Origin of the sequence: Streptomyces sporangiiformans (assembly GCF_005768555.2) — a bacterium.
Taxonomy (GTDB): Bacteria; Actinomycetota; Actinomycetes; order Streptomycetales; family Streptomycetaceae; genus Streptomyces; species Streptomyces sporangiiformans.
Genome location: NZ_VCHX02000101.1, coordinates 19,136 through 42,073 on the forward strand (window position 1 = coordinate 19,136; position 22,938 = coordinate 42,073).

A 22,938-nucleotide genomic window follows, 5' to 3' on the forward strand; every position below is an offset into this window, starting at 1 on the left:
CCTGGATCAAGAGACCTGGAACACACGCATCGCCGCCGGGAAGATCAGGAAGACCAGGAACCCCGCACACAGCAGCAGCTGCGCCACGAGCATCGACTGTGACTTCTCGCCCGCGCTGCCCTCGATATCGGCGAGTTCGCGGTGCCGCATCGTCTCGGCGCGTGAGGCGAGCGACTCGCGCACCTTCGCACCGTCGTCCGCGACGAGCGCCAACGACGCCGACAGGTCCTTGAGTTCCTCGACGCCCAGCTCCTCGCCGAGCGAACCGAGCGCCTGCCACTGGCTGATGCCGGTGATCCGGGCGTCGGCCAGCGCGTTGCGGATCCGCTGTGTCGCCCAGCCGTCGGAGATCTCGGCGGCGGCCATCAGGGCCTCCGGGAGACCTCGGCCGCCGGCCAGGCTCATGGACACCAGATCCAGATACGCGCCGATGACGCGCCGCAGGTCACGTCGCTTGTCGGCCGCGTCCCTGCGTACCTCGAGATCCGGCAGGAGAAAGAAGATGACCGCGAACAGCAGCGCCAGCCAGACCGGGATGATCGGGCTGTCGCCGAAGCCCAGCGTCCAGACGATGGCGAACAGGAACGGCCCGAAGAAGAGACCGGCCGCGGACAGCAGGACCTTCGTCGCCAGGAAGTTCTCCCAACTCCGGTCCAGCACCGCGAGGTCGGCCCGCAGCGACCGCTGCTCCCAGCCCTGCTGCATGTAGAACTCGGCGACCCGCGCGCCCACTTGGGCACGTACGCTGCCGATCCGTCCGGCGTCGGCGGCGCGGTGCGAGGACTCGTACGCCGCGCCTCGCGCCCGCATCGCGTCGATGCGGGCGACCTGGGAGATCGCGCTGCGCTTGGACGGCATGAGGGCCCGTACGAGGACGTAGACGCCCAGGCCCATGACGGCGCCGATCACGATCGGCATGGTCAGGTTCACCGGTGTACTCCCTCCTCGGCAGTGGGCGCACCGGGCGCGGCCTGCGCACCAGGCGTGGCCTGCGCGCCGGCCGCACCGGACGTGGCGGAAGCCCCGGACACTCCGGACGCTCCGGACGCCCCAGCGGACCGCGGCCGTACGAACTGCACCGCCGCCTCGTCCCGCACCAGGAACCGCTCCGGAGTCTCGATCGTCGACAGCTTGCGCAGCCACAGGAAGCCGGCGGCGAACAGGCCGCAGACGCAGGCGAGTACGACCTGACCGACCGCCGTGCCGTACGGCTCGACGAACTCACGGTTAAAGATCGACAGGCCGAGGACGAAGGCGATCGAGACGGCGACGACGATCTGCACGGACCGGCGGGTCGAGGCCCGCTGGGCCATGACGCGCTGCCGCATGTCGACCTCCTCGCGCGCCGACTTCGCCAGGGCGCCCAGCACCTGGCGCAGACCCGGGCCGCGCAGCCGCGCGTTGAGGATCAGCGCGGCCACGATGATGTCGGCGGACGCGTCGTTGATCTCGTCGGCGAGGTGCTGAAGGGCCTCGGGCAGGGGCGTACGGGAGCGCAGCCGGTCGACGAGTGCGTCGAGGTGCGGGCGCAGGACCGGGGCCGAGGCGCGCGCGGATGCCGGGATGGCCTGCTCCAGGCCGACCGCGCCCGCGATGGTGTCGCGCAGCGATTCGGTCCAGGACGCGAGGGCCTCCACGCGGCGCATGGCGGCCTTCTCCTCGGAGGCGCCGCCGAAGAGCTTGTCCCAGAAGAAGACGAGCACGGCGCTCGCGATGCCGGCCACCGCCCAGCGGGTGAGCAGCAGCACGACGATTCCGGCGCCGGCCGCGATCGAACCGCGCTGACCGGCGAACCGGATGAGTTCACCGGCGCGTTCACCGGCCTTCTGCTTCTCGTGGTCGGGCTTTGCGGGCAGTCCGCGGACCGCGACGGCGAAAAGCGCGAGGCCGCCGCCGACGGCGATGCCGCACGCGAGCGCGTACAGCACGGTCTTGGAGAAGAGCCCGCCCATGGAGCCGAGCGAGCCGAGTGCGGCGAGCGTCATGGTCACCCCCAGTTCCCGCCGGGCAGGCGATAGCCGTACGCGGTCAGGTCGTCGAGGCAGGAGAGGGGCGCGTGCGGGACGACACGGCCGTCCGACGCCTCGGCGAAGACCTCGCTGGACAGTACGCGTCCGTCGACGCCGTTGACCTCACGGATCGAGGTGACCATGCGCTGAAGTCGGCCGCCCGTCTGGTAGTTGTTGCGCCGCTGGATGAACACGACGAAGTTCACGGCACCCGCCACGAGCATCTGGCTGGCCTCGATGGGCAGCCGCTCGTTGGCCTGAAGCGCGTAGGTGGAAATACGGTTGAACACCTCGCTGGAGCTGTTCGCGTGGATGGTGGACAGCGAGCCGTCGTTGCCCTGCGACATCGCGTTGAGCATGGTCACGATCTCGTCGCCGAGCACCTCACCGACGATGACGCGCGAGGGGTTCATACGCAGCGACCGGCGCACCAACTCCGCCATGGAGATGGCGCCCTGGCCTTCGGAGTTGGGCAGGCGCTCCTCGAACGCGACGACGTTCGGGTGCAGGTCCTGGAAGGTGTCGAGCCCGAGCTCCAGGGCGCGTTCGACGGTGATGAGGCGCTCGTGCGGCGGGATCTCGTTCGCGAGGGCCCGCAGCAGAGTGGTCTTACCGGCGTTCGTCGCGCCCGCGATCATGATGTTCTTGCGCGCCCGGACCGCACACGCGAGGAAGTGCCCGACCTCGGGCGTGAGCGTGCCGTTGCCGACGAGGTCCGACATGAAGACCTTGCCCATGCGGGCGCGGCGGATGGAGAGCGCCGGGCGCCGGGTGACGTCCATGACGGCGGACAGTCGCGACCCGTCCGGCAGCCGCAGGTCGAGCTGCGGGTTGGCGGAGTCGAAGGGCCGGGAGGAGAGACCGGAGTACGCGCCGAGGATCTGGATGAGTTCGATGAGCTCTTCGTCGTTCTCGGCGACGGGATCGCCTTTTACTTCCCGCCCGTCCGCGTATCCGATGAAGACCTGGTCGTACCCGTTGATGTCGATGTTCTCGACCTCGGGGTTGTCGAGCAGTGGCTGGAGCCGGCCGACTCCGAAGAGCGCGGCGTGCACGGCGGCCGCGTACTGCTCCTCGGTGTCGGCATCCAGCGGCGTACGACCGGAGTTGATCTCGGTCCGGGCGTACTCCTCGAGGATCTGGGCTATGACCGCGCGGGCGTACTGCCGCTCGTCCTCGGTGGACATCGGCGTGACGCCGGAGACCTGGTCGAGGCGGCGCTGCTCGGCGATGCGGTCACCGGCTTCCTGCCGGAACCGCTTGACCAGCTGGTGGTCAACGGCGGTCATCGGCCGGCCCCCGCGGTGGGCCCGGCCCAGGCCGCCCCGAACTGCTGGTAGAGGTCCGCGGTCACCTTGCGGGCCGACCGGATGAGCAACGACTTGTCCAAGCGGCCACGCTTACGGCCGGCCAACTGGTCGGCGCCCGCGGGGTCGTCGGCGAGGGTGCCCACGACGCGGGCGCCCGTCTGCGCGGCCACCAGCATGTCGTTGACCTGGTGGACGAGCTTGGCGGAGTCACTCGGGTCGGCGAGGAGGATGACGCCGATGAGCGGCATCCCCAAGGAGGCCGCGCCGCGCGTGCCCCCGTGCAACTTGGCGGTGAGGGCGGCGGCCCGATCGCGTACGCGGGCGATGGCCTCCGGCTCCGTACGCGATATGAGGAGGACGAGGGCGGCCTGCGAGAACATCTCGACGGCGGGGGTGTCCCCGCTGATCCGGCCGCAGTCGGCGATGACGTCGGCGGGCGCGTGGGGCGAGTCGGCGAGCTGGGCGAAGGCGCGGCCGAGGGTCGGCCACAGCCCGGCGAGCCCGGCAGCCTGCTCGGCGTTCCCGAGCCCGACCAGCACCTCGAGCCCACCGCTCAACGGCTGTACGTGATCCCAGAGTTGATCCGGTACGAGTCCTCGGCGCGCGGTGGCGGCGATGGACAGCATGCCGGTGTTGGGGTTGAGCGGACCGCCGTGCGCGGCGGCACTGCGGTACACGAGGTCGCCGCCGGCCGGGTCGGTCTCGGCGAGCAGAACCCGGCGGGGCCAGACCGCGGCGAGGGCGACGGCGGCCGTGGTGACGCCGGGTGACCCCTTGTCGGCGGCGAGAGCGATGAGCGCCATGTCTCTGTTTGTCTCTCTCGCCCTTAGTTGCCGGGGACTTTGACGAGCGAGACCTGGTTCGCCGCGGCGGCGCGGGTGAGCGCGGCGGCGTCACCCTCGTCGACGGTCACCGTGATCTGCTTGTTGGTGCTGCTGATGGTGGCGTCGCCGCCGGCGTCCGGCACGCTGGTCACCCGCGCGTCGGTGACGATCGGCGTATCGCTGCCGGAGTCGGTGCTGGTGTCTCCACTGCCGGTCGCGTCGTCCGAGGGCGTGGCGGCACTGTCGCCGACCGCGTACGCGGCCACGACGTCGCCCGCCTTGATGCCCACCGGGTACTGGCCCTCCTTGAGGGAGAGGCCGACTACGGCCTTGCCGGCCGGGAGGGTGCTCTTCGCCCCGAACATCTGGCCGACGGCGACGCTGCCCGCGAAGATGGTCGACTTGGCCTTGAGTTTCTTGAGGCTGCCGAGCTTGGACCACTCGACGTAGTCGACGCCGGAGTCGGCGGAGACCATGACAGAGGTCACGTTGCTGTCGGTGACGGACTCTCCGGCCTGGATGTCCTTGGTCACCTTCACGACCTCGACACGGTCCCCGGCGCGCAACACGAGCATGGTGGCACCGAGGGCACCGACCAGGATGAGCAGCACGGCGAGAGCGGCAAGCGCCGGTTTGCGCTCGCGAGGCGGCGCGGGAAGGCGCTCACCCATCGCCGGCTGGGCCGGCGCCGCGGAACGGTGGTTACCCGCCCCCGTACGCTCTTGGATCTTCACGCAACCGCTCCCCGTACACCCAAGAAGGTTTCCGTCAATTGGGACACTGCACTCCCATCGGACGTACCGTCCGACCAGGTCGGATAGCCATGGCTGGAATGAGTGTCAAGTCATCGCACCGTATCAGCAGCGCATAAGCCCCTCAAGGCGCGTCCACGACCGCGGACCTCACGCAGCTCGACGTTAACCACGCGCAACGCGGGCCGTTCGGTTCCCCGTTGAGAACTTGCCTGCGTAGGCGGCTGTCGCTGTGCGGGCGCGAATCACCCGCCCGCGGGAGGACAGGGACTCGTTGCGCGGAAGACACCATTCCTGCACGAACTGCTCACGCATCGCCGCCCTGCTCCGTGGCGGAGTTCGTGCGCCGCCGTGCCATGATCTTCCACCGCAGGAATGCAGTCGGGACGTCGGTCAGTACGGGTGGAGTTGGTTGTTGTGTCGGAGCTTCTCCCGGTGAACGCGGGGGCTCTGTCGGCCGACGCCCGCGTCCTGCCGTCGGTACGCGCCATCGGCGCACGTCATGGTTTCGACTACACCGACGACGCGGCGACGGCGGCGATGCTCGCGGAACGACGACGGGCGCTGCGTGCTTGCGAGCGGGGGCCGTTGGTGTGGCTGGGTGCTCTGGCCCTGAGCGCCGGCGTCGTGTGGCCGATCCTGGGTCCTGTGGTGCCTGCCTTCTCCGGAAAGCCGGTGCTGGCGTTCGGCCCGGCGGGTCCGCTGCTCGTGGTGGCGGTGGCTGCCCTCGCGCTGGTACGGCGGCGCTGGAAAAGGGAGTTGCTGGACGCGAGGCTCGCGGGCTACCGCGAGGTGCTCGGGCTGGCGCGGGCCCACGGGGTGCCGGTGACTCATGTGCCGGGCTGGCTGGTGGGGCGGTCGTTCAGCGGCGGCCGGGAGACGATGCCGATTCCTGTGTACGCGGAGGTGGAGCCATCGCCTGGCGGACCGTCGTCCGGAGGGCTGTCGCCCGAAGGGCCGTCGTCCGGAGGGTCGTTGCCCAGCGAGGCAGAACCGTCGACAGCGCCGGACGTTCCCACGAAGCCCGCGTCGGTGATGTCGTACGAGGCCATGGCGGACGAGGGCGGCTGGCACGACGAGACAGGGTGCCTGCTGCTGTTCGCGGGGATCGTCGGTGTGGCGTGGGCCGTCTCCTCGGACAACCCTCTCGGCTATCTGGCAGCCTTCGTCGCCGTCCCCGTCGCCATCTCGATCTGGGTGGCCGGTAGCCGCCAGGGCCGTGAGAGGCAACGCCTCCGGGAGACGGCTGTGGCGTACGTACGTGCTCTCTCCGCGGCCCAGGCGGCGGGAGCGGGCGTCCCCGAACTGTCGCCGGTCCTGCAGAAGTTGCTGGAGGAGGAGACGGAGAAGGAGAAGAACCAGGCGGCCTGAGAGCTGTTTGGCCCTACCCTCCCGCCAACCTCTCCTCTGCCGCCCTCTCCTTCGCCATTCGCCTGAGCGCTCTCTCGGACGGCTGCGCGGGACGCTCCGGGATGAGCAGGTCGTTCTCGTCCACGTACCACTCGGAGGACGGGTCGTAGAAGCAGTGCCGGTCCAACAAGTGTGCGGCGCTCGGCTCTTCATGGGTCACGGTCCGGAAGTACCCCTTGTGCCAGACCCAGGAGCGTGTCTCCCGGGACATGCCGCCGCCGCTGCCCTTTCATCTTCACCAAGGGCATGCTCAGTCCCTGAGCCGAGTCGCCGCGAACTCGAGGAGTTCACCGAGCCCGATCTCGCGGGGGGATCCGGGTTGCGTGCCCCACTCCGCAAGCAACCAAGTCCCGTGCCACTCAACCCGCCACGCTCCTCCGTGACGGTTCTCGAACTCGACGAAACTGCCGCCCGCGCCTTCCATCCACTCGATCTCCTCCACAAGCCGACGCGGTTCGGTGAAGCCTCTACCGGGATTGGTGCTTCGGCCCTTGGTCCGGGTGTTGGCGTACCGCATCTTCAGGAAGGGCAGCGGCTCCCGGTCGAGGTTGTTCAGTCGGAGCATGCGATAGCGGGTGATCGCTTCGTCGAGCGTTTCCTGACCGGAGAACTCACAGGCGTACGCAGGGAATGTCAGCCGGACGTGCGGCGTCATTTCCGGGTGCTGGACGTGATAGAAGTCGTGCACTTCGGGGGCTATACCAACAACCGCGTCGAAGCCGTGAGGACCAGTCGGCACCCGGAACCCCTCCAGCGCACCGAGATACGGATTCCGGGCGAAGATCTCCTTCTCCCTCTCGCGGGCGAACTCCAGGGTGGCCACGGCCAGTTCGTGATCGTAGGAGTTGCGACCGCTCAGCTGGAGCAGCCGCGTCCCGTCGGCGGAGAGCGCCCCGGCAAACTCGATCCCCCGCACCGGCGACCAGCGCCAGGCTCCGTCGAGCCCGGCGATCGGGGTCACATTGCGAAAGCCGGCGACAACAGCCGGAAGGTCCACGGTCTGAGGGTCCACGACCCCACCCTACGAGGGGGCGGGAAACCGTACGGCTGTCGTCCTGGCCTCGCCCACCCTCTGGATTGCGACGAGGAGTTCACCTTCGCCAAATCCCAGGATGAGGACGAGGACGAGGACGAGCGCGGGACCTCCCGCTGATCATCCATACGAGTGAGCCAGTGGCATACACCCGTCTGGCTTGAATTGCGGTCATTACCGTCCGCCACATGGTCAGCTCATCCCACGAGGCGATGCATCGCATCTTCCAGGAGGACCCCGGCGCCTTCGCGCGGACCTTCCGGGCCCTCGATCTCCCCTTCCCGGACCCGGTCGCGGTGTCCCTCATGCCCACCGACCTCACGGAGATCCAGCCGCTGGAACGGCGGGTGGACACCCTCCTCAGGCTCGACACCGCCTCCGGCGAGAGCCACCTCCTGGTCGTCGAGGCCCAGGGCAAGAAAGACCCGGAGAAGCCCGCCAGCTGGGCTTATTACATCGCTCATCTCTACGCGAAGTACCGCATCCCGCCTGTCCTGCTGGTCACCTGCCAGGACAAGGCCACCGCTACCTGGGCCGCCAATCCCATCACCATCGGACCCAAACAGTGGCGCACCCTCACCTTGCGCCCTCTCGTTCTCGGCCCGCACAACGTCCCCGCCATCACCGACCCGTCCACCGCGGCCCGCGACATCCCCCTCGCGACACTCTCCGCCATCACTCATGGCAAGGACGACAACGCCGCTGCCATACTGAAAGCCCTGGCCGCCGCTTTGAAAACCGTCGACGAAGACACCGCGAGGATCTTCGCCGAGCTCACCGAACTAGGCCTCGGGACCGCCCCGGCCGCCAAGACCTGGAGGCACTTGATGTCCGTCGACCTCTCCTTCTTCCGCTCGGAGACCTCCCAGCGTCTGCGCGCCGAGGGCCGCGTAGAGGGTCATGCCGAGGACATCCTGCTGGTCCTGGGCGAGCGCGGCATCGACGTCCCGGACGACGTTCGCGCGCGGATCACAAGCTGCACCGACCTGGAAACACTCCGAGGCTGGCTCAAGCGCTCCCTCACAGCCGCCACCGCCGAAGACCTGTTCGCGAACCCGAAGGACTGACGGGCGGCGTGGGCACAGCCGCATGACCCCCGGCCGCCAAGACCTGAGGCACTTGATGTCCGTCGACCTCTCCTTCTTCCGCTCGGAGACCTCCCAGCGCCTGCGCGCCGAAGGGCGCGCCGAGGGCCGTACAGAGGGCCGCGTAGAGAGTCACGCCGAGGACATCCTGCTGGTCCCGGGCGAGCGCGGCATCGACGTCCCGGACGACGTTCGCGCGCGGATCACAAGCTGCACCGACCTGGAAACACTCCGAGGCTGGCTCAAGCGCTCCCTCACGGCCGGCACCGCCGAAGATCTGTTCGCGGATACGAAGGCCTGACGAGCGGCGGTGAAAGGTCGGCCCCCACCAGGGGGCCGGCATGACGAACTCTGGGCGGACCCGTCATCAGCAAGGTGCTGCTGCGCCACCCGCCGGTGGCCGACGACGAGTCCGCCCAGAGGTTCGGGCTTGATCAGTAGGGCCCGTTGACGTTGTCGATCGAGCCGTACCTGTCGGCGGCGTAGTTACAGGCCGCCGCGATGTTCGCGACCGGGTCGAAGGGGTCGTTCGCCGTACCAGGCACGTGGTAGGCGGCGAAGGTCGGATCGATGACCTGCAGGAGGCCCTTGGACGGCGTCCCGGCCGCAGCGTTGGAGTCCCAGTTGTTGATGGCCTGCGGATTCCCCGACGACTCGCGCATGATGTTGCGGTAGATGCCGTCGTAGGTGCCCGGGATCCCGTTCTTGGCCATGACGTCCAGAGCCTCCTTGATCCAGCCGTCGAGGTCGTTCGTGTACGACTTCGCGGCGGCGGGAGCGGCGGCTGGCGCTGCGGGCTTGGCGGGGGCCGTCGAGGCCTTCGGCGCCTTCGGCGCCTTAGATGTCGCTTTCGCCTTACTTGACGACGATTGCACCTTTTTCGTGCCGAGCGTCAGCGTGAGGCCTGGGTAGATCATCGCCGGGTCGTTGCCGATGACCGCACGGTTGGCCTTGTACAGCTTCTTCCAGCCGCCCTTCGTGTGGTGCTTTCGCGCGATCTTGAACAGCGTGTCGCCCCGGACCACCTTGTACGTGATGAGCCTTACATCCGGGACTGTGACTTTCCCCGCCTTTGCGAACTGCGCGACCTGAGCGACCTGAGCCGACTCGACGGCGTGAGCGCCGGTCGCCCCCGTGATCGGGAGCGCGAGCGCGACTCCGCCCGCCCCCGCGGCGACGATGCCCCGGGTGAGGGGGTGGATTCTCTGACGGCGGTGCTTACCTCGTGCGGGCATGACGATTTCCTCTCCGGCGCCTGCGAGGTGAGCTGTCGGGTTCGGGCTGGAGGTGCCCGGCCGCACGGTGCGTGCGGCTTCACCCCAAGCCGTTCCGGTATCCGGATCGGCGACTTACCTGGGTCCCCCGCTCCTGCCTTAGCGCGTGGATGGATGGGTTCCGGGGCGGCGGCAGGATTCGGCGATCCGCCCGGATCGACGAGAACGTATGCGAGAGCACACAGGCGGAACAAGACCCGAAATCAGGTCGAGATTCGCACAACCCGGTCAGAACGAGTGGGCAAATCACCCGATTACGACGGAGCCCAAAACTCAACTTGCCTTCCGCAAAGGCAAAGTAGCGAGACTCGGCACAGCGCCCGATCTGCCCCAACGTGACTCATTTCACGCGATCAAGCACAACCAAGCACAACCAAGCACCTGCAAGTGCAGTCAAAGCGGTAATCAAGACAACTCGGGCATTACGTTCCAAGCGCCCAAACAGGCATGCCCCGTGGGCCGAGCCCGCCGGCCCCTTCCAGGGAGAGGTCCGCGTCCGCATAGTCACCGGAGAGCCGGCCCCCGGCCCGAGTCCGGCTTTGAAGTGGCGGCCGCAGCCTCGGTGTTCGCGACGCCTGTAGCCCCGCGAAGCAGAAATTCGGGTCGAACGTCCGCCGCCTTGAGGGTATTTCTGTAGTTGAGCCGCAAGTGGCGGCCACCCGCACAGCAGCCAGAGAGGCGCCTTTATGCAGAGCGCGGCCGACTTCATTGCGGATACCTATGAGCTGGGCACTGGACCGTGGACGATGACACCGGTCACCCGTGGCGCGCTGGGGCAGATCTGGAAGTTGTCCGGGAATGGCACCTCATGGGCAGTGAAGGAGCTCCTCTTCGGCTGTGACGAGCGGCAGGTCCACCGGGAATCCGCATTGCGGAACGCCACGGAGAAGCTGGGCATCTCAGCGCCACGTCTCATCCCGAATCGCAACGACGGATACGTCTCCCAACTCACCCCCGCACTGGGCGGGTCCTTTGTGAAGCTGTACGACTGGGTCGACGGAACCGAGGCGGACGCCTCTGATCCGGGCATCCTGAGCTGGTGCGGCCGGACCCTGGCCATCCTCCACAGAGCCGGAGAGGGCGCGAGCGAGACACCCGCCCCCTGGTATGAACAGTGCCACCAGGAGGCCGACTGGGCAGAGCTGCACAAGGAGGTTCGCCGGGTCGCCATGCCGTGGTCGGACGCGCTGGGCCGGTTCATCGCCACTTCGGCTGTGGAGCTGGCGCACTATGTGACTCCGTCCGCTCCAGGTGATGTGGTGACGTCACATCTCGACATGCAGCCGCAGAATGTCCTGGTCGGTCCGACGGGGCCGGTTCTCCTCGACTGGGACAACGCCGGTTCCATATCGGCGGAACGCGAGCTCGCTCGCGTCGTATACGTCTGGGCGGGCGGGAACAACTTCCACGCTGATTCCGCCCGGCGATTGGTGCGCGCATACCTGGGCGCCGGGGGCGGCGCAGTCATCAAGAACCTGGAATCGTTCTCGATGCTTTTCGCAACGGCCTTGAACTACGTTTACGTGCAGGCGGAGTGTGCGGTCGATCCGAACGTGACTGCCGAGCAGCGTGCGTTCGCGAGCAATCAGGTCGTCACTTCTCTGCAGAACTTTCCAGACTTGACCGCGGTCTCCCGATTGACAGAAGCGCTCGAGGCCGAGTGGTGATCGAGGAGTTCCTCCAAGGCACGGGCGTAGGCGCGGAAACCTGCTCTGCCGCTCTCCGGCGCGCTCGAGTCAGGGCGGAGGATGCCCGGTAGAAAAGCGACCCGCCAGGTCCTGAAAACGCTCGTCGGAGTACTTCGCCCCGTCCCGTCCGCCAGGTCGACGGCGATCCTGAGGATCTCGGCGACCTCCTCCGCCCCCTGCTGTGCTTCCGTTCCCGCAGTGAGAGCGCCGCTGATCAGGGCTTGCAGGAAGTGTGTGAGCTGCAGGTCCGCGCCCATGTGGCACATGCGGCGCACTGTCGAGGGCTCTTCGAGTTCTTCCTGGCGTTCCGGAACCCCTTCGACACCGCCGGACCAGAGAAGCAGGAAGGGGGCCACCACTTCGTAATCGCTGAACCATCCCAGGTCGTCGTTGAGCGCCATGGCCGCGTCGCTGAATCCGCAGACCGTGCGGATGCCGTTCAGCAGGCGATCCACCTCGTCCTGCCGGCGTGTCAGAAAGTCGCCCACGGACACGTCAGGAAGCGCCCAGGTGCCGGTGGCGCGCACGGCCCCGATCTCCACGATGCCGCCGAGCGGGCCGAGGATCTCGCGCGCGAGCCTCGACTCCGGGACAGAGTAAGAGACAGATTCAGAGCCAGGGCCCGAACCAGGGCCCGTCCGTCCTGACACGTGCTTCAGGACTGGTAGGGCTGCTGCTGCGGCTGCCCGTACGTCTGACCGCCCTGGCCGCTCGCGCCCTGCGCGTGCACCTGCAGCTGCTCAGCCTGTTCCTTGGTCACCTTCTGCTCCGCACCGCAGAAGGTGCACTGCGTCGCGAACTTCGTGGAGAACGGGAACAGCGGCACGAAGAACAGCGTGAACTTCGTGACGCGCTTTTTGAGCGTGTGCGCGGCGGGATTGCCGCAGTGGGCGCACATCAGCGTCAGTATCGCGAGCTGGTACAGGTATCCCTTGGTGCCGAAGATGATCATGTTGGTCCCTCCCGGGTCAGTGCCTGCCGGCCCGGTGCCGGCGAGCAGCTAGGTGCGGTCGCGAAGCACAGTCTCGTACACGTCGCCCCACCGAGAGAACGTATGCCCAGGTACCGGCCTTCAGTCAGGCGAGTTCGCGCTCGAGAAGGCACAGAAAGCGGGCCAGGTCGGAGGCGACGACCTCGCACGGGATCGGTCCTTCCGTGTAGACGCCTCCTGCGGCCAGCGAAGGGGGCAGCCGGTACACGGTCGTCCCATCGGTGGCGCTCAGGGCGAACAGTGCGCCTCCACCATCGGACCCGAAGACGACGACGGAGTCCTCACGCGTGCCGACGATCCGTGTCGGAAGTTCCCCGCGCAGCCCCGCGGCTGTCTGGTCCGCCGGGTGCACGAAGAAGCACCGAAGCAGCCGCGACATAGTTGTCGCCGGGCGGGTAGCCGTACCGGGAGGCGAACTGCTCCGTGAAGGTGGAGGCGAGCGCAGCCATGCGCCTGGCCCATTCACCGATCCACTCGATACGGATCAACCAAGTCCTCCAACGCGTGAGCATGTTTCCTGTAATTGACTCTGTCGCCCTCACATGAGCGTGCATCGGGACGCAAGAGGTCCGGCAGGAAGGTGACGCGCCACATCCGAAAGGTGTCCGACGCCACCCGTTCGCTGTCGACGCCCAGCAACGAGCCCGCCCTACGCACAACAGCGAGAACGAGTGCCGATGCCGCCGCAACGCCAGGACCTCGCACTGTGGCAGCGCCCACCAGAGCATGCATGAGAGTGGCCAGCTGCAGGTCACCACCCGTGCGAACCATACGCCGCAGCACGGCAGGGTCATCGGTGTCAGGGGGATAGCCTTCGATGCAACCTGAGTACAGCATCAAACTCTCAGCCGTCACCTCGCGATCATGGGCCCACCCTCCCTGCCTCTCGAAGATGGCCATCGTCTCGGCGGAGAAGTCACCGATGTGTCGAACGCCTTCAAGAAGGCGATCCAGCTCATACCGACGAACCGCCACGAAGTCCGCAAGTGAGACATCTCGCAGGGACCACGCCCCCAACTCCGCCCCCGACTCCATCACCGCGCCCAGCTCCAGAATTCCCCACAGCGGAGCGAACACGTCGTAGCCGAGCCCTGTTTCCGAACTCGGCGCGCGCCTTTCCGTCATCGCAGCAGACCCGTCCAGTAGTTCCACGCACCGATGAGCGCAGGCAAGGAATCAGTGCCATTCCTGTCAGGGGAGTTTCGGAATCAGGTCCAGCCAGGCGTGCAGATCCCGACGCGCGGATCCGTCCTCGAGGTGATCCAGGATCGCTCTCAACGGAGTCAGAATGTTCTTGGCTTGCCGCAAAGAACGGATCTCCTCCGCCGAAAGCCTCCGCCAGTCGTCGGCGGCTCGGGAGATATCCTCCCGGCTCTTCCCCATCATGCCGATCGCGCAGGAAAGCGCCTCGGCCGGATCCCGCACGGAGCCGTTGCCCCCTGCCCCGAAGGTCTTGATCAGATAGGACCTGGACAGCACTTCCTCAGCCACCGAGTCGCCCCTGGAAACCCCACCCTCGGAATGTTTACGCCGAGCCGCCTCAACAGCGAGTGCACCCCATCGGATCCGTTCTTCGTCGGGCAGGTTCTGATGCTGCATGAGACCGACACACCAGACTCGCACCATGGACCACGACCGCGCCGTGAGCGGCGTTCTCGAGGGGTCCGAGACCAGGTCCTCCAGGCCCGTGACAGACAGTCCTGTCAACCTGTCCGGTTCCAGCTCCGATGGGGAGTTCATATCTTTCCGCGCTGTAAGGCGAGATCCCCGGCACACATACCGCCGCTACTCCACGAAGCGGAACGTCGACGTGATCGCGTCGAAGATGTCGAAGAACGAGTCCGCGAGGTCGAGCACCTGGCTGCTCCCGGCGACAAGGGCCACCTTGCCCTCCTGGCCGGGCACGGGGATGAACGTTTGCATGAGTACGGCACGGATGGTGCGGTTGAGGCTGTCACCGGGGACCGGGATGTCCTCGATGCCATGCGTACGCGCGACCGACCCGACACCCGGGATGTCGACCGTCGTGACCTTCCGCCAGGCGTCGCCCTCCTTCTTGGCTTCGCGCACGGCGAGTTGGCTCGCGATGACCTGGGGATCGGTGGACAGGGGCTCGCCGGCCTGCGTACGCCCGCCGACGAGCGAGACAGTGATCGAGCCGGTGATCGGGGTGTCGCCGCCGAAGCTCTCGGCCATGCAACCGCAGTACAGCGCGCCCGACTTCCAGGCGTCGGCGGCGGACTTCTGCAGGAAGGCGACGTACGTGTCCCGGTACTTGGCCAACTCCGGGCGCTGCTGGACCCGTTCGGTCACCATCTTGCGTATGGAGTCGTCCCGCGACTCGGGCCGCACGTCGAACTCCCACCACGACTCCGGCACCTTGATCCGAAAGCCGCCGCGCTCGATGGTGAGCGCCTCCATGTAGCGGGCCATGCTGTTCTCCCCCGGTTCTGAAGCGAGCTGGTGTGCGTCAAGCCTACGAGGCCATGTACTCCTCGTCCCGACGGCTCATACGTACGCCAGCCATCCGGTGCCCATCGCCCAGGCGGCGACGACGAGGGTGGCGATGAGCCCGCCGTACGGGGGTGAACGCCGGCCATCCGGGCCGTCACTGCCGGTACCACTCGTCCTCGTCCTCCTCCAGCGACCGCGACAGATAGTCCACCAGCCCACTCGCCACCCAGCGCCTGCTGTCGTCCTCGTGCTCCCAGACGAAGATGTCCGGCCTGCGGGGCGTGCGTACGAAGGCGAACTGGTCACCGGCGCCGTTGTCCCCGAAGAAGAGGAGGGCGTCGAAGGGCATGTAGAGCTCGGCGAAGGCGGTGGAGGATCGGAAGTGCAGGTTCTCTTCGACGATCCGCTCCAGGGGCCAGACCGTGTCCGTGCCGTAGTGTCCGACGATCCCGTCGGTCTCCAGGAGCAGGGCGCGCAGCTCGGCCGGGAGCGCGTCTCCGAGCCGCTCCTCCGCCGCATCCATGGCGACGGCGTCGACGGGATCCCTGAACTCGGCCTCGGGGAAGGCCTGGAGGGCCGCCTCTATCCACATGAGGGGCAGCCTACGAGGCGCCCCAAGCTGACCGTTGTGCATGACGACTTCGAGCAAGGGAGCACCGTGCTGGAGCTGGGGGCCTCTACAGGTCGAGGCGGGCGCGTTCCCAAGCAGACGGCCGGGCCTTGAAGCGGAACGGATCTCCCCACCGGAAGCCTCCGCCGGTTACGCTCCGCAATGCCGATCACTCTCGTCCGAGGGAGCCTGTGGTGGCAGACGACATACCGCGGTTGACGATGAAAGCCGATGCCGAACGTGGCTTGTGGACGCTGAGCACGACAGCTGGAGCACTGGGTCGACCAGTCGTCAGTGGCGACACCGTGTACCTACAGGTATCGGACAGCCGGATAGCGGCCCTCGACGCACAGGGCGGCCGGATCCGCTGGTGCGGCGAGGCGCTCACGCAGCCGGATCCGGACGCGCTGGTGTGCGGGGGCGGCGCGGTTGTCGTCCCCGTGCAGCGGGATTACGACCGCAGCGGGTTCACCGCTCTGGACGCGGCGACCGGCGAAGTGCGGTGGACGCGCCGGAAGAGCGGGCTGCACGAGGCAGCCGCCGCTGGTTCGACCGTGGTGCTGTGGAACGCCTCCGGGGAGGACCGGAGCAGGATCGCCGGTGTCGACGCGCTGACCGGAGAGACGCTGTGGGAGGACGAGTTCGAGCGGATCGGCGACCTGCTGGTGCGCGGCGACCGGGTGATCTTCGAAGCCGGGGGCTACCGCGCCCTGGACGCCCGCACCGGTGGGGAGGTGTGGCACGAGGGGTACGGATCCTTGCTCGAGCAGGACGGGATCAGTGATGGAGCGGTCTTCCACGACTGGAGCGGTGGCTTCTCACCCGCGCTGGCCATCCGTGCCTCGGACACCGGGAAGCCGCTGGCCACCACGTACTTCCCGAAGCGGGCGTTGAAGGATTTCTCCAGTCCGCCCACCCTGGTCGACGGAGGCCGCGTGCTCTTCTCCAGGCCCTTCGAGCGCCGCGTCCTGCTCTGCGCTTATGCGGGTCTGGACCAAGCCGTGACACTGGGGAAACAGCGGCTGGGCAGGTGGCGCCTCACCTCCTTCTCCCAGCCGGCGGTGTGCGTCGGCGACTGGGTGTACGCGCTCTCGCTGCGCCAGCGGCTGTACGCAGCCAAGGTCGGCGGGAAGCGCGGGCTGCGACAGCTGGCAGTGGCCTATCAGGACGGATGGAACCCGGGTGCGCTGCGGCCGACGGAGATCACAGCTGGTCCCGGACATGTGTTCGCCGCTGACTGGAGGGCGGTGGCCGCGGTCCGCGACGGCCGGGTGCTGTGGGCGGCGGCCGCGGATGTGTCGGACAACCTGCCTGTCCCGCTCGGCGCCGACCGAGTGCTGTTCCGGTCCAGCAGCCGGGACCGAAGGGTAAACCGACTGCACTGCGCGGACGCGGAGACCGGCCGCCGCCTTACCTGAGACGGCGTTTGAGCTTGATCACCGCCCAGCGGATCATGGTTTCCAAGCGGGCCGGGATTCTCCAGAGAGCCGGTCCGTCCCCTCGCTCATCGCACCGAATGATGGTCCAGGAAGTCGGTCAGCACATCGGGAGGGTTGGCGGCCTCGGTGGCTTCCGTCTCCCAGCCCGGGCGGTCCATGTCGAACAGCACGATCGGTACCGGTCGTCCGAGTACCCGAGCAAGGTGGCCGCCGGCGCGCAGGTGGCGGGCTACGTCGATGCACACCTCGTCGAATCGACGGACAAGTTCGTCGTCGTGTGCGGCGCACACCTCGTCGGAGAGTCCGTCCTCGTCCTCGTACCAGAGCCCTTCCGCCTGTGCCTCGGCCAGGTGCAGGCTGCTGCCGACCGGGTCCTCGGGAACATGGCCGAGCCTTTCGAACCCTTCCAGCAACCCGTACGAGTACTCCCAACGGGCGGACCCTTCGTACGAACAGCCCTGCTCCAGCACCCGGCGGACCTCGCTCTCGGTGTTGTAGCCGATGGACGCGTAGGGGTAGCGAGGATCCTGGTCGATGCGCCAGATCTCGAGCGAGACGACGTAGATCTCGGTCCGGAGGGCCGCCGGGAAGTCGTGCAGGACGCGTTCGGCTCCGTGGCGCACATGGTCGCGGAAGGCCCTCTCCGTCATGACTTCCCCGCCTGGCCCATGAGTATCGAGAAGGGTTCGGTCACCTGAACCCGATCGTCTTCAAAAGATCCACTCTCTGCCGCGCCTCAGTACGAGCCTCGTCTCGCACCCGAGCCACCGAACTAGCGTCCACTGAGGTGTCAACCGAAAGGAGATCGAGGTATTTCAGTTGTTCGGCAAGCTCGGACTGCTTTGTAGCCCTGCCGCTGTTCGAGGCCTCATCCAGGAAGTGCGCTGAATCCATCAGAACGGCCGAGCAGTACGAAACCCATGAGGTGTCGCCGGTCGCCATGTACGAGTAGGCATAATAGAGGGCAGACAGGGCGTCTGAGATATAAGCTCCTACACCGGAGGGCTCCTCTTCCGATGCGAGTTCTGGAAACTCGTAGATCTGCTGCCGCACTTCCTCATGATCCGCGTTTCCGACTGAAGTTGATTCGGTGATCCACAGAGCATCCAGCAACGAGAGGTACATGTCCGCGTCTCGCAGACGGTTACCTTCCAGGCCCACCCCCAGAAGAACGTGGCCGATACCCGTTCCACGCACCCCGCCAAGAACAGCTGACAAGCGACAGGAGAGGCGCTCTCCAGGAAGGACGATAGACGTTGTTCCAAGTTCACCACAGGAAAGTCCTAATCTTTGTTCCAGATTCTCGCTGAAATACTTCGCCAGTTATTCGGCCTCCAGAAGCTCGAATCAGCGGCGCGCAAGTCGTGTCGCACACACTCCTCGATGCCCCCCGCGAACAGGCCCCCGTGCGGCTGCTACCGGGTCGCCGCCCTGGCTCCCAGCACGGTCGACGGGTTCTTCGGTCAGTCCGACCGGGACATGCTCATGGACGCGGACGGCGCTGAAGTCGACCTCATGGAGTACCGCTGGGGGGATTACTCGCCCGACACACAGCAGGCGATGCAGAAGCTGAGGAACTTTCAGAGGGCAGGGCCATCGCCCAGGAGAGGCCTCGACGACAGCAGGAACGCGCACCTTTCACAGCACCGCAGCACCCCCGTCACGCAAGCAACTCAGAATCCCCACAAGCAAGCAACCACCCCACGCCCCCGGATACGCGCCTGGCTGTTCGGGGCCGCTGTGCGCCCAGACACGATCAGGCCACAAGAGCAATCAAGCTGCCCCGGTTCATCCTCATCTGCCCAGCCATGCAAGGAAGTTCGCTGTGGCGAAACCATTCGCCCCACGGATACCGTCAAGACTCTTGGCTGGTTTTACGTCTCACGGGGAGTTCACAGTGAAGCGCCGCACCTTGCCCGTTGCTGCAGCGTTCGCCGCAACCGCAGTCCTGCTACTGACGGCCTGCGGCGGCGGGGACGGTAAGTCGAAGGACAACGACAAGATCGCGGGAGCCGATCAGGGATCGAAGAAGCCGGAGAAGTCGGCGGACCCGTCGGCGGCACCGGCGGAGGACAAGCCGGACGGCGTGGACGTGTCCCTGCCCAAGGACATAAACCTGGTCTTCGACTGGGACAAGCCGAAGAACAAGAACGAGGCCGAGGCGATGGCCGACGCCGCCAACTTCTTCCGCGCCATCTACCGGGGCGTCGACAAGCGCACGACCAAGGACGCGGCCGTGACCGCCTACGCCACCGGCGAGGGACTCCGCTACGCGCAGGTTCAGATCAACGAGTGGATCAAGGGTGGCTGGACCGCCACCGGCACTCTGCGCCACTACGACGCCACCACACGGTCCACCACCAACGACAAGTCCGTGGAGGTGGCGTTCTGCGCGGACTCGGGGAAGTTCTACGGCAAGGAAATCAAAACCCAGAAGCTCCTGAAGACCGAGCCCAGCATCGAGGACTTCGACTACTACAAGATCATCATGGTCAAGTTCCCCACGGGCAAGGACCTTTGGCAGGCGTCCAAGGTGTTCGTCGAGACGAAGGCGGCGAAGTGCCAGTGAACGGATCGCGACGCAGAGTCCTCAGCACGGCAGCCCTGACGCTGGCCCTCAGCGCCCTCGTCCTCACCCAATCCGCCTACGCGGCAAAGCCGGTGGGTTCGGGCAAGGGAGCCACCACGGACGAGAGAGGCGGCGGCGACGAAACCGGCATCTACGCCGCCGCAAAGGTGCAGTACTCCGGAGCCGTCACCAAAGACGGCAGCGCCGGGAACGTGACGTCCTCCGACGTCAACTGGGACCCGCCGCCCTGCTGGTACGCCCCCTACCTCGGCGCCAAGGACTTCAAGAAGAAGATGTCCAAGGACATCGAGGACGTCAAGAGCACGCCCGGCATGACGGGCCACGCGGGCGCGGCGGTCGGCGAGATGCAGCGCCACTACGAGGACGAGTACGGCTGGACCGACACCCCCGGCTACAAGGACTACAACGTCGAGAAGGACGGCGAGGGGATGTTCTGGGCCGGTGTCGAGAACCCCAACGAGCCGGACTACCTCAAGCGGACCTCGTGCAGCGACCTCCCCTTCTGGGTCGACAACGGCGAGCCCCCGCCGCCCCAGTACGAAGAGGCCATCACTCCGGAGATGCTCGCCGCCCTCGCCTACCAGCACATGGAGCTACCCGACACCAAGGTCACGCTCGCTCCCAACGGCAACACCAAGGTGAACCTGCCGACTTGGGCCTGGCTCGACGACGCCGTCTTCGACGAGGTCCAGGCCACGGCGGCCATCAACGTCCCCGGATTCAACATCCAGGCGACAACGACCGCCACCCCCAAGTCCCTCACCCTCGACCCCGGCACCGAAGACGCCACCACCATCCCCGCCGACGGCGAATGCCCCATCGTCGACGGCAAGATCGGTGAGCCCTACGCCAAGGGCAAGTCCAAGGAAACCCCTCCCTGCGGCATCATCTACCGCCGCTCCTCCAACGGAGGCACGTTCCCTCTCAAGGCACAACTCACCTGGGAGATCAGCTGGACGGGCACCGGCCAGGCCGGAGCGGTCAACATGCCCGACGGCACGATCGAGGCCGTCCAGAACGTCACCGTCGAAGAAATCCAGTCCATCAACCGCTGAGCGAGCGGAGCACGTGATGCGCGGCCGGCTCAGTCCCCACGGAGCCGGCCGCTTCTCTGTCTCCACATCAAGAACACGATTCCCCACCCCCTGAAACACCATCCCCCCACCGACGAACCACTCAGGAAACCGGACCAGAGCATGAGCGACCTGCGCCTCGAAGACACGGTCTTCGAGGATCTGAAGAAGACCTTCTCGACGATCAGCGACCGGATGGACACCGCGCGCCGCACACTCCGCGGCGCCGACGGATCGGCGGTGGGCGAGAGCAAGCTCGTCGAGGAGATCCACGAATTCGCCGACGATTGGGGCTACGGCATCAAACAGCTCGGAAAGCACACGCACGGCGCCGTGAAGATGATCAACAAGATAGGCCAGGAGTTCGGCAAGCTCGACCACGATCTGGCCGAGTCCCTCAAGTCGACGAAGAAGAAGGGCAAGTAACGTGGCCGGCAAGCGCCCCGCCTTTCCGAACATAGGCTGGGACCCGACGCCCGGCGACGTCGACGACACCCGGGACCTCGCCAAGAAGCTCGGCGGCCTGGCGAGCGAACTCAGCACCACTCTTCAAGAGTTGGAGCGGATCGAGGCGGGCGCCTGGAAGGGCAAGACCGCGGTCGCCTTCACCGAGTACGTCGGGAAGGACGTCACCCCGCTCATCCGCAAGAGCCACGGCTCCTTCGACAAGGCCTCGCGCGCGCTGCACCGCTGGGCCAACGAGCTGCAGGACTTCCAAGACGAGGCGGACCGGCTCGAGAAGTCCGCCGGAGAGAAACTGGAAGCCCAGGAGACGGCCCAGCAGAAAGCCGACGCGAAGGGCGACGGCAAGGGCAGCGAGGCTCTCGGCAAGGCCTCCGGCGCGGTGGACGAGGTCACCAGCAAGGTCTACGACCTCGAAGAGCGGTACAAGCGGGCTGCCGGGAACATCAGCAAGGAGCTCGACAAGGCCGGCGACATCGCCCCGGACGAGCCCGGGTTCTGGGACAAGCTCACACAGGGGGTGGCCGATGCTTGGGACGCCACCGGGAAGTGGATCAAGGATCACGCAGATGACATCAAGGCGATCGGCGACGTACTGAGCCTGATCAGCAGCGCCTTGGGCGTCCTGGCCATCATCACGGCCCCCTTCGAGCCCGTCGGGGCGATCTTCGCCGCAGCGGCGATGGTCACCAGCGGAGCGGCCCTGCTCACTCATCTGGCAGCCAAAGCGGCTGGTGCTGATGTCAGCTGGGTCGACATCGGGTTCGACGCTCTCGGCATCCTCCCTGGCGTCAAGGGCCTCACGGGAACCGCAGCACTCGCCAAGGGCACCAACGCCACCGCGCGTGCCGCGAAGCTCGGCTCGGGTTATCGCGGGGCGACGGACATCGGCAAGACGTTCATTCTCTTCGGCCCGCTGAAGGCCACCCCCGTGGTGAAGCTCGGCGAGGGCGGTAGCCGTATGGCGCTCGCCGTCGAGAGCGGACTGCAGAACGTCCGCCAAGGGCAATGGCTCGGCACCCAGGGAATCAACCTGATCGGTTCGAAGCTACCGTTCGTCAGGAGTGCCGAGGTGCTCGCACCCATGGGCAATGCCGGTCGCGCCCTGGACGCCACCATCAAGGCCGGTCTCACCGGGCACAAGGCCAACACCATCGCCCACAACGACTACGGAAACTGACCGCGTCCCTACGCTGTCGCCGTTCCTCTTGAGAAGACACCCTGTATGGACAGCATCGAAAATCCTCATGTCATGGGCGTGCAAGGCACCACACTGCCCACCATGGCCTTCCGTCTCCCCGAAGGCATGCATGCCATCGAGGTCTCCCTGGACGAGACGGAACGTACCCGAGCGGTACAGCAGTTGGTCCGGGACATCTACCCACGAGGCGAAGAGCCCTTGTGGGAGGCCATGAGCGCCCTGTACAGCGCGACGGCGGAGGAGATGCTGGCAGGGGGTGTCTCGTTCTTCGGCATCGGCCTGTACGACATCGGTGACGGCGGCGTAGCCCACTGTTCGCTCACGATGTCCGTCTTCGAGTCCGGTGAGACGGATCAGGACGTTGTGGCCCAGGGCATACTCGCCGTCCTGAACCCCGATCCCATGCGCGAAGTCACCTGGCTCGACCTGCCCTGTGGACCCGCTGTCTCAGCGATCTCCTTCCGCAAACTCGTGGTGGACGGGAACTACACGAAGAGCGGCAAGGACGAGGACCTGACGATGGGGCAGTTTCAGATTCACGTCCCCTTCCCGACCGGCCCCTACACGGCTGTGATCACTCTGGATACGGCATCCATGGAACAGTGGGAAGAGTTCACCCACGCCATTGCGGGAATCGTCGGCTCGCTGGATTTCGGCGGGCCGTCCGACCAGAGCGGCCAGCCTGACTGACTGACTCGACCGAATTCATCCACGGGGAGATGACTCAAGAAAG

General features: G+C 66.7%; 27 protein-coding genes and 1 riboswitch. Of the genes, 10 read left to right on the top strand and 17 right to left on the bottom strand.

The window, feature by feature from the left end; genetic code table 11:
- Positions 1–6: 6 nt before the first annotated feature.
- Genes FGD71_RS11620 through FGD71_RS11640 form a run of 5 tightly spaced genes read right to left on the bottom strand, consistent with a single transcriptional unit; the run spans position 7 to position 4,877 of the window.
- Positions 7–930 (bottom strand): type II secretion system F family protein, encoded by a 924-nt coding sequence (locus tag FGD71_RS11620; RefSeq protein ID WP_162931098.1) that lies wholly within the window; start codon positions 928–930, stop codon positions 7–9.
- Complete coding sequence (locus tag FGD71_RS11625) at positions 927–1,985, bottom strand: type II secretion system F family protein (protein WP_119100323.1); 1,059 nt, start codon at positions 1,983–1,985, stop codon at positions 927–929. The genes FGD71_RS11620 and FGD71_RS11625 overlap by 4 nt, the downstream gene beginning before the upstream one ends.
- Before the next feature lie 2 nt (positions 1,986–1,987).
- Positions 1,988–3,298, bottom strand: coding sequence for a TadA family conjugal transfer-associated ATPase (locus FGD71_RS11630; protein WP_119100324.1), 1,311 nt, complete (start codon positions 3,296–3,298; stop codon positions 1,988–1,990).
- Positions 3,295–4,122 (bottom strand): hypothetical protein, encoded by an 828-nt coding sequence (locus FGD71_RS11635; protein ID WP_119100325.1) that lies wholly within the window; start codon positions 4,120–4,122, stop codon positions 3,295–3,297. Before FGD71_RS11635 ends, FGD71_RS11630 begins: the two co-directional genes overlap by 4 nt.
- Positions 4,123–4,145: 23 nt before the next feature.
- Positions 4,146–4,877 (bottom strand): hypothetical protein, encoded by a 732-nt coding sequence (locus tag FGD71_RS11640; protein WP_119100326.1) that lies wholly within the window; start codon positions 4,875–4,877, stop codon positions 4,146–4,148.
- Positions 4,878–5,312: 435 nt separating this feature from the next.
- Between FGD71_RS11640 and FGD71_RS11645 the strand changes: the two genes are divergently transcribed.
- A complete protein-coding gene (locus FGD71_RS11645; RefSeq protein ID WP_240436535.1) occupies positions 5,313–6,266 on the top strand; it encodes a hypothetical protein in 954 nt (317 codons plus the stop codon).
- Positions 6,267–6,279: 13 nt separating this feature from the next.
- Here FGD71_RS11645 and FGD71_RS11650 read toward each other — a convergent pair whose 3' ends face one another.
- Both FGD71_RS11650 and FGD71_RS11655 read right to left on the bottom strand, forming a co-directional pair.
- Complete coding sequence (locus FGD71_RS11650; protein WP_119100328.1) at positions 6,280–6,516, bottom strand: hypothetical protein; 237 nt, start codon at positions 6,514–6,516, stop codon at positions 6,280–6,282.
- Between the two features lie 39 nt (positions 6,517–6,555).
- Positions 6,556–7,317, bottom strand: a complete 762-nt coding sequence (locus tag FGD71_RS11655; RefSeq protein WP_140935861.1) for a hypothetical protein — start codon at positions 7,315–7,317, stop codon at positions 6,556–6,558.
- Positions 7,318–7,526: 209 nt separating this feature from the next.
- Between FGD71_RS11655 and FGD71_RS11660 the strand changes: the two genes are divergently transcribed.
- Together FGD71_RS11660 and FGD71_RS11665 are read left to right on the top strand one after the other, a co-directional pair.
- Positions 7,527–8,405, top strand: coding sequence for a hypothetical protein (locus FGD71_RS11660; protein ID WP_119100330.1), 879 nt, complete (start codon positions 7,527–7,529; stop codon positions 8,403–8,405).
- 55 nt (positions 8,406–8,460) lie between these two features.
- Positions 8,461–8,724 (top strand): hypothetical protein, encoded by a 264-nt coding sequence (locus tag FGD71_RS11665; RefSeq protein WP_119100331.1) that lies wholly within the window; start codon positions 8,461–8,463, stop codon positions 8,722–8,724.
- Between the two features lie 133 nt (positions 8,725–8,857).
- Here the strand turns inward: FGD71_RS11665 and FGD71_RS11670 are convergent, their stop codons facing one another.
- Positions 8,858–9,658, bottom strand: a complete 801-nt coding sequence (locus FGD71_RS11670; protein ID WP_119100332.1) for a transglycosylase SLT domain-containing protein — start codon at positions 9,656–9,658, stop codon at positions 8,858–8,860.
- Positions 9,659–9,660: 2 nt separating this feature from the next.
- Positions 9,661–9,812, bottom strand: a riboswitch (cyclic di-AMP (ydaO/yuaA leader).
- 571 nt (positions 9,813–10,383) lie between these two features.
- Between FGD71_RS11670 and FGD71_RS11675 the strand changes: the two genes are divergently transcribed.
- Entirely contained in the window at positions 10,384–11,364 is a 981-nt protein-coding gene (locus tag FGD71_RS11675; protein ID WP_119100333.1) for a phosphotransferase enzyme family protein, read from the top strand.
- Here the strand turns inward: FGD71_RS11675 and FGD71_RS11680 are convergent.
- The 7 genes from FGD71_RS11680 to FGD71_RS11710 all read right to left on the bottom strand — a co-directional run bounded on the left by FGD71_RS11680 (position 11,283) and on the right by FGD71_RS11710 (position 15,422).
- Positions 11,283–11,912 carry a hypothetical protein gene (locus tag FGD71_RS11680; protein ID WP_140935862.1) on the bottom strand — a complete coding sequence of 210 codons (630 nt, stop codon included), beginning with the start codon at positions 11,910–11,912 and terminating at the stop codon, positions 11,283–11,285. The genes FGD71_RS11675 and FGD71_RS11680 overlap by 82 nt on opposite strands.
- A gap of 128 nt (positions 11,913–12,040) precedes the next feature.
- A complete protein-coding gene (locus FGD71_RS11685) occupies positions 12,041–12,337 on the bottom strand; it encodes a zinc ribbon domain-containing protein (RefSeq protein ID WP_119100334.1) in 297 nt (98 codons plus the stop codon).
- A gap of 124 nt (positions 12,338–12,461) precedes the next feature.
- Positions 12,462–12,755, bottom strand: coding sequence for a hypothetical protein (locus FGD71_RS11690; RefSeq protein ID WP_119100335.1), 294 nt, complete (start codon positions 12,753–12,755; stop codon positions 12,462–12,464).
- A gap of 83 nt (positions 12,756–12,838) precedes the next feature.
- On the bottom strand, positions 12,839–13,528 hold the full coding sequence (locus tag FGD71_RS11695; RefSeq protein WP_119100336.1) for a hypothetical protein: 690 nt from the start codon (positions 13,526–13,528) through the stop codon (positions 12,839–12,841).
- Between the two features lie 39 nt (positions 13,529–13,567).
- On the bottom strand, positions 13,568–13,975 hold the full coding sequence (locus FGD71_RS11700) for a hypothetical protein (RefSeq protein ID WP_140935863.1): 408 nt from the start codon (positions 13,973–13,975) through the stop codon (positions 13,568–13,570).
- Positions 13,976–14,161: 186 nt separating this feature from the next.
- The gene (locus FGD71_RS11705) at positions 14,162–14,809 is read right to left on the bottom strand and encodes a hypothetical protein (protein WP_119100338.1); all 648 of its coding nucleotides are present in this window, start codon (positions 14,807–14,809) and stop codon (positions 14,162–14,164) included.
- Positions 14,810–14,984: 175 nt separating this feature from the next.
- Entirely contained in the window at positions 14,985–15,422 is a 438-nt protein-coding gene (locus FGD71_RS11710) for an SMI1/KNR4 family protein (RefSeq protein WP_119100339.1), read from the bottom strand.
- A 239-nt stretch (positions 15,423–15,661) separates the two neighbouring features.
- Between FGD71_RS11710 and FGD71_RS11715 the strand changes: the two genes are divergently transcribed.
- Positions 15,662–16,858, top strand: coding sequence for an outer membrane protein assembly factor BamB family protein (locus FGD71_RS11715; RefSeq protein ID WP_119100340.1), 1,197 nt, complete (start codon positions 15,662–15,664; stop codon positions 16,856–16,858).
- A gap of 86 nt (positions 16,859–16,944) precedes the next feature.
- On the opposite strand, the gene FGD71_RS11720 is transcribed toward FGD71_RS11715, so the two are convergent.
- Positions 16,945–17,529: a hypothetical protein gene (locus FGD71_RS11720; RefSeq protein WP_240436536.1), complete on the bottom strand. Its 585-nt coding sequence runs from the start codon at positions 17,527–17,529 to the stop codon at positions 16,945–16,947.
- 40 nt (positions 17,530–17,569) lie between these two features.
- Positions 17,570–18,004, bottom strand: a complete 435-nt coding sequence (locus tag FGD71_RS11725) for a hypothetical protein (RefSeq protein ID WP_119100341.1) — start codon at positions 18,002–18,004, stop codon at positions 17,570–17,572.
- A 772-nt stretch (positions 18,005–18,776) separates the two neighbouring features.
- Here FGD71_RS11725 and FGD71_RS11730 point away from each other — a divergent pair.
- From FGD71_RS11730 to FGD71_RS11750, 5 genes are all read left to right on the top strand, one after another.
- Positions 18,777–19,448 (top strand): hypothetical protein, encoded by a 672-nt coding sequence (locus FGD71_RS11730; protein ID WP_119100342.1) that lies wholly within the window; start codon positions 18,777–18,779, stop codon positions 19,446–19,448.
- Entirely contained in the window at positions 19,445–20,524 is a 1,080-nt protein-coding gene (locus tag FGD71_RS11735; protein ID WP_240436537.1) for a hypothetical protein, read from the top strand. The genes FGD71_RS11730 and FGD71_RS11735 overlap by 4 nt, the downstream gene beginning before the upstream one ends.
- Positions 20,525–20,665: 141 nt before the next feature.
- On the top strand, positions 20,666–20,968 hold the full coding sequence (locus tag FGD71_RS11740) for a hypothetical protein (RefSeq protein WP_119100344.1): 303 nt from the start codon (positions 20,666–20,668) through the stop codon (positions 20,966–20,968).
- Position 20,969: 1 nt separating this feature from the next.
- Complete coding sequence (locus FGD71_RS11745; RefSeq protein ID WP_119100345.1) at positions 20,970–22,184, top strand: WXG100 family type VII secretion target; 1,215 nt, start codon at positions 20,970–20,972, stop codon at positions 22,182–22,184.
- A 45-nt stretch (positions 22,185–22,229) separates the two neighbouring features.
- Positions 22,230–22,895 carry a hypothetical protein gene (locus FGD71_RS11750; RefSeq protein WP_119100346.1) on the top strand — a complete coding sequence of 222 codons (666 nt, stop codon included), beginning with the start codon at positions 22,230–22,232 and terminating at the stop codon, positions 22,893–22,895.
- Positions 22,896–22,938: the final 43 nt, after the last annotated feature.

Excerpts from the sequence above, each read along its gene's own strand:
- FGD71_RS11685 (WP_119100334.1), bottom strand. The coding sequence starts at position 12,337 with ATGATCATCTTCGGCACCAAGGGATACCTGTACCAGCTCGCGATACTG.
- FGD71_RS11700 (WP_140935863.1), bottom strand. The coding sequence starts at position 13,975 with ATGCAGCATCAGAACCTGCCCGACGAAGAACGGATCCGATGGGGTGCA.
- FGD71_RS11670 (WP_119100332.1), bottom strand. The coding sequence starts at position 9,658 with ATGCCCGCACGAGGTAAGCACCGCCGTCAGAGAATCCACCCCCTCACC.
- FGD71_RS11750 (WP_119100346.1), top strand. The coding sequence starts at position 22,230 with ATGGACAGCATCGAAAATCCTCATGTCATGGGCGTGCAAGGCACCACA.
- FGD71_RS11635 (WP_119100325.1), bottom strand. The coding sequence starts at position 4,122 with ATGGCGCTCATCGCTCTCGCCGCCGACAAGGGGTCACCCGGCGTCACC.
- FGD71_RS11725 (WP_119100341.1), bottom strand. The coding sequence starts at position 18,004 with ATGTACCTCTCGTTGCTGGATGCTCTGTGGATCACCGAATCAACTTCA.
- FGD71_RS11740 (WP_119100344.1), top strand. The coding sequence starts at position 20,666 with ATGAGCGACCTGCGCCTCGAAGACACGGTCTTCGAGGATCTGAAGAAG.
- FGD71_RS11665 (WP_119100331.1), top strand. The coding sequence starts at position 8,461 with ATGTCCGTCGACCTCTCCTTCTTCCGCTCGGAGACCTCCCAGCGCCTG.
- FGD71_RS11710 (WP_119100339.1), bottom strand. The coding sequence starts at position 15,422 with ATGTGGATAGAGGCGGCCCTCCAGGCCTTCCCCGAGGCCGAGTTCAGG.
- FGD71_RS11630 (WP_119100324.1), bottom strand. The coding sequence starts at position 3,298 with ATGACCGCCGTTGACCACCAGCTGGTCAAGCGGTTCCGGCAGGAAGCC.
- FGD71_RS11715 (WP_119100340.1), top strand. The coding sequence starts at position 15,662 with ATGAAAGCCGATGCCGAACGTGGCTTGTGGACGCTGAGCACGACAGCT.
- FGD71_RS11675 (WP_119100333.1), top strand. The coding sequence starts at position 10,384 with ATGCAGAGCGCGGCCGACTTCATTGCGGATACCTATGAGCTGGGCACT.
- FGD71_RS11705 (WP_119100338.1), bottom strand. The coding sequence starts at position 14,809 with ATGGCCCGCTACATGGAGGCGCTCACCATCGAGCGCGGCGGCTTTCGG.
- FGD71_RS11690 (WP_119100335.1), bottom strand. The coding sequence starts at position 12,755 with ATGTCGCGGCTGCTTCGGTGCTTCTTCGTGCACCCGGCGGACCAGACA.
- FGD71_RS11720 (WP_240436536.1), bottom strand. The coding sequence starts at position 17,529 with ATGACGGAGAGGGCCTTCCGCGACCATGTGCGCCACGGAGCCGAACGC.
- FGD71_RS11650 (WP_119100328.1), bottom strand. The coding sequence starts at position 6,516 with ATGTCCCGGGAGACACGCTCCTGGGTCTGGCACAAGGGGTACTTCCGG.
- FGD71_RS11660 (WP_119100330.1), top strand. The coding sequence starts at position 7,527 with ATGGTCAGCTCATCCCACGAGGCGATGCATCGCATCTTCCAGGAGGAC.
- FGD71_RS11625 (WP_119100323.1), bottom strand. The coding sequence starts at position 1,985 with ATGACGCTCGCCGCACTCGGCTCGCTCGGCTCCATGGGCGGGCTCTTC.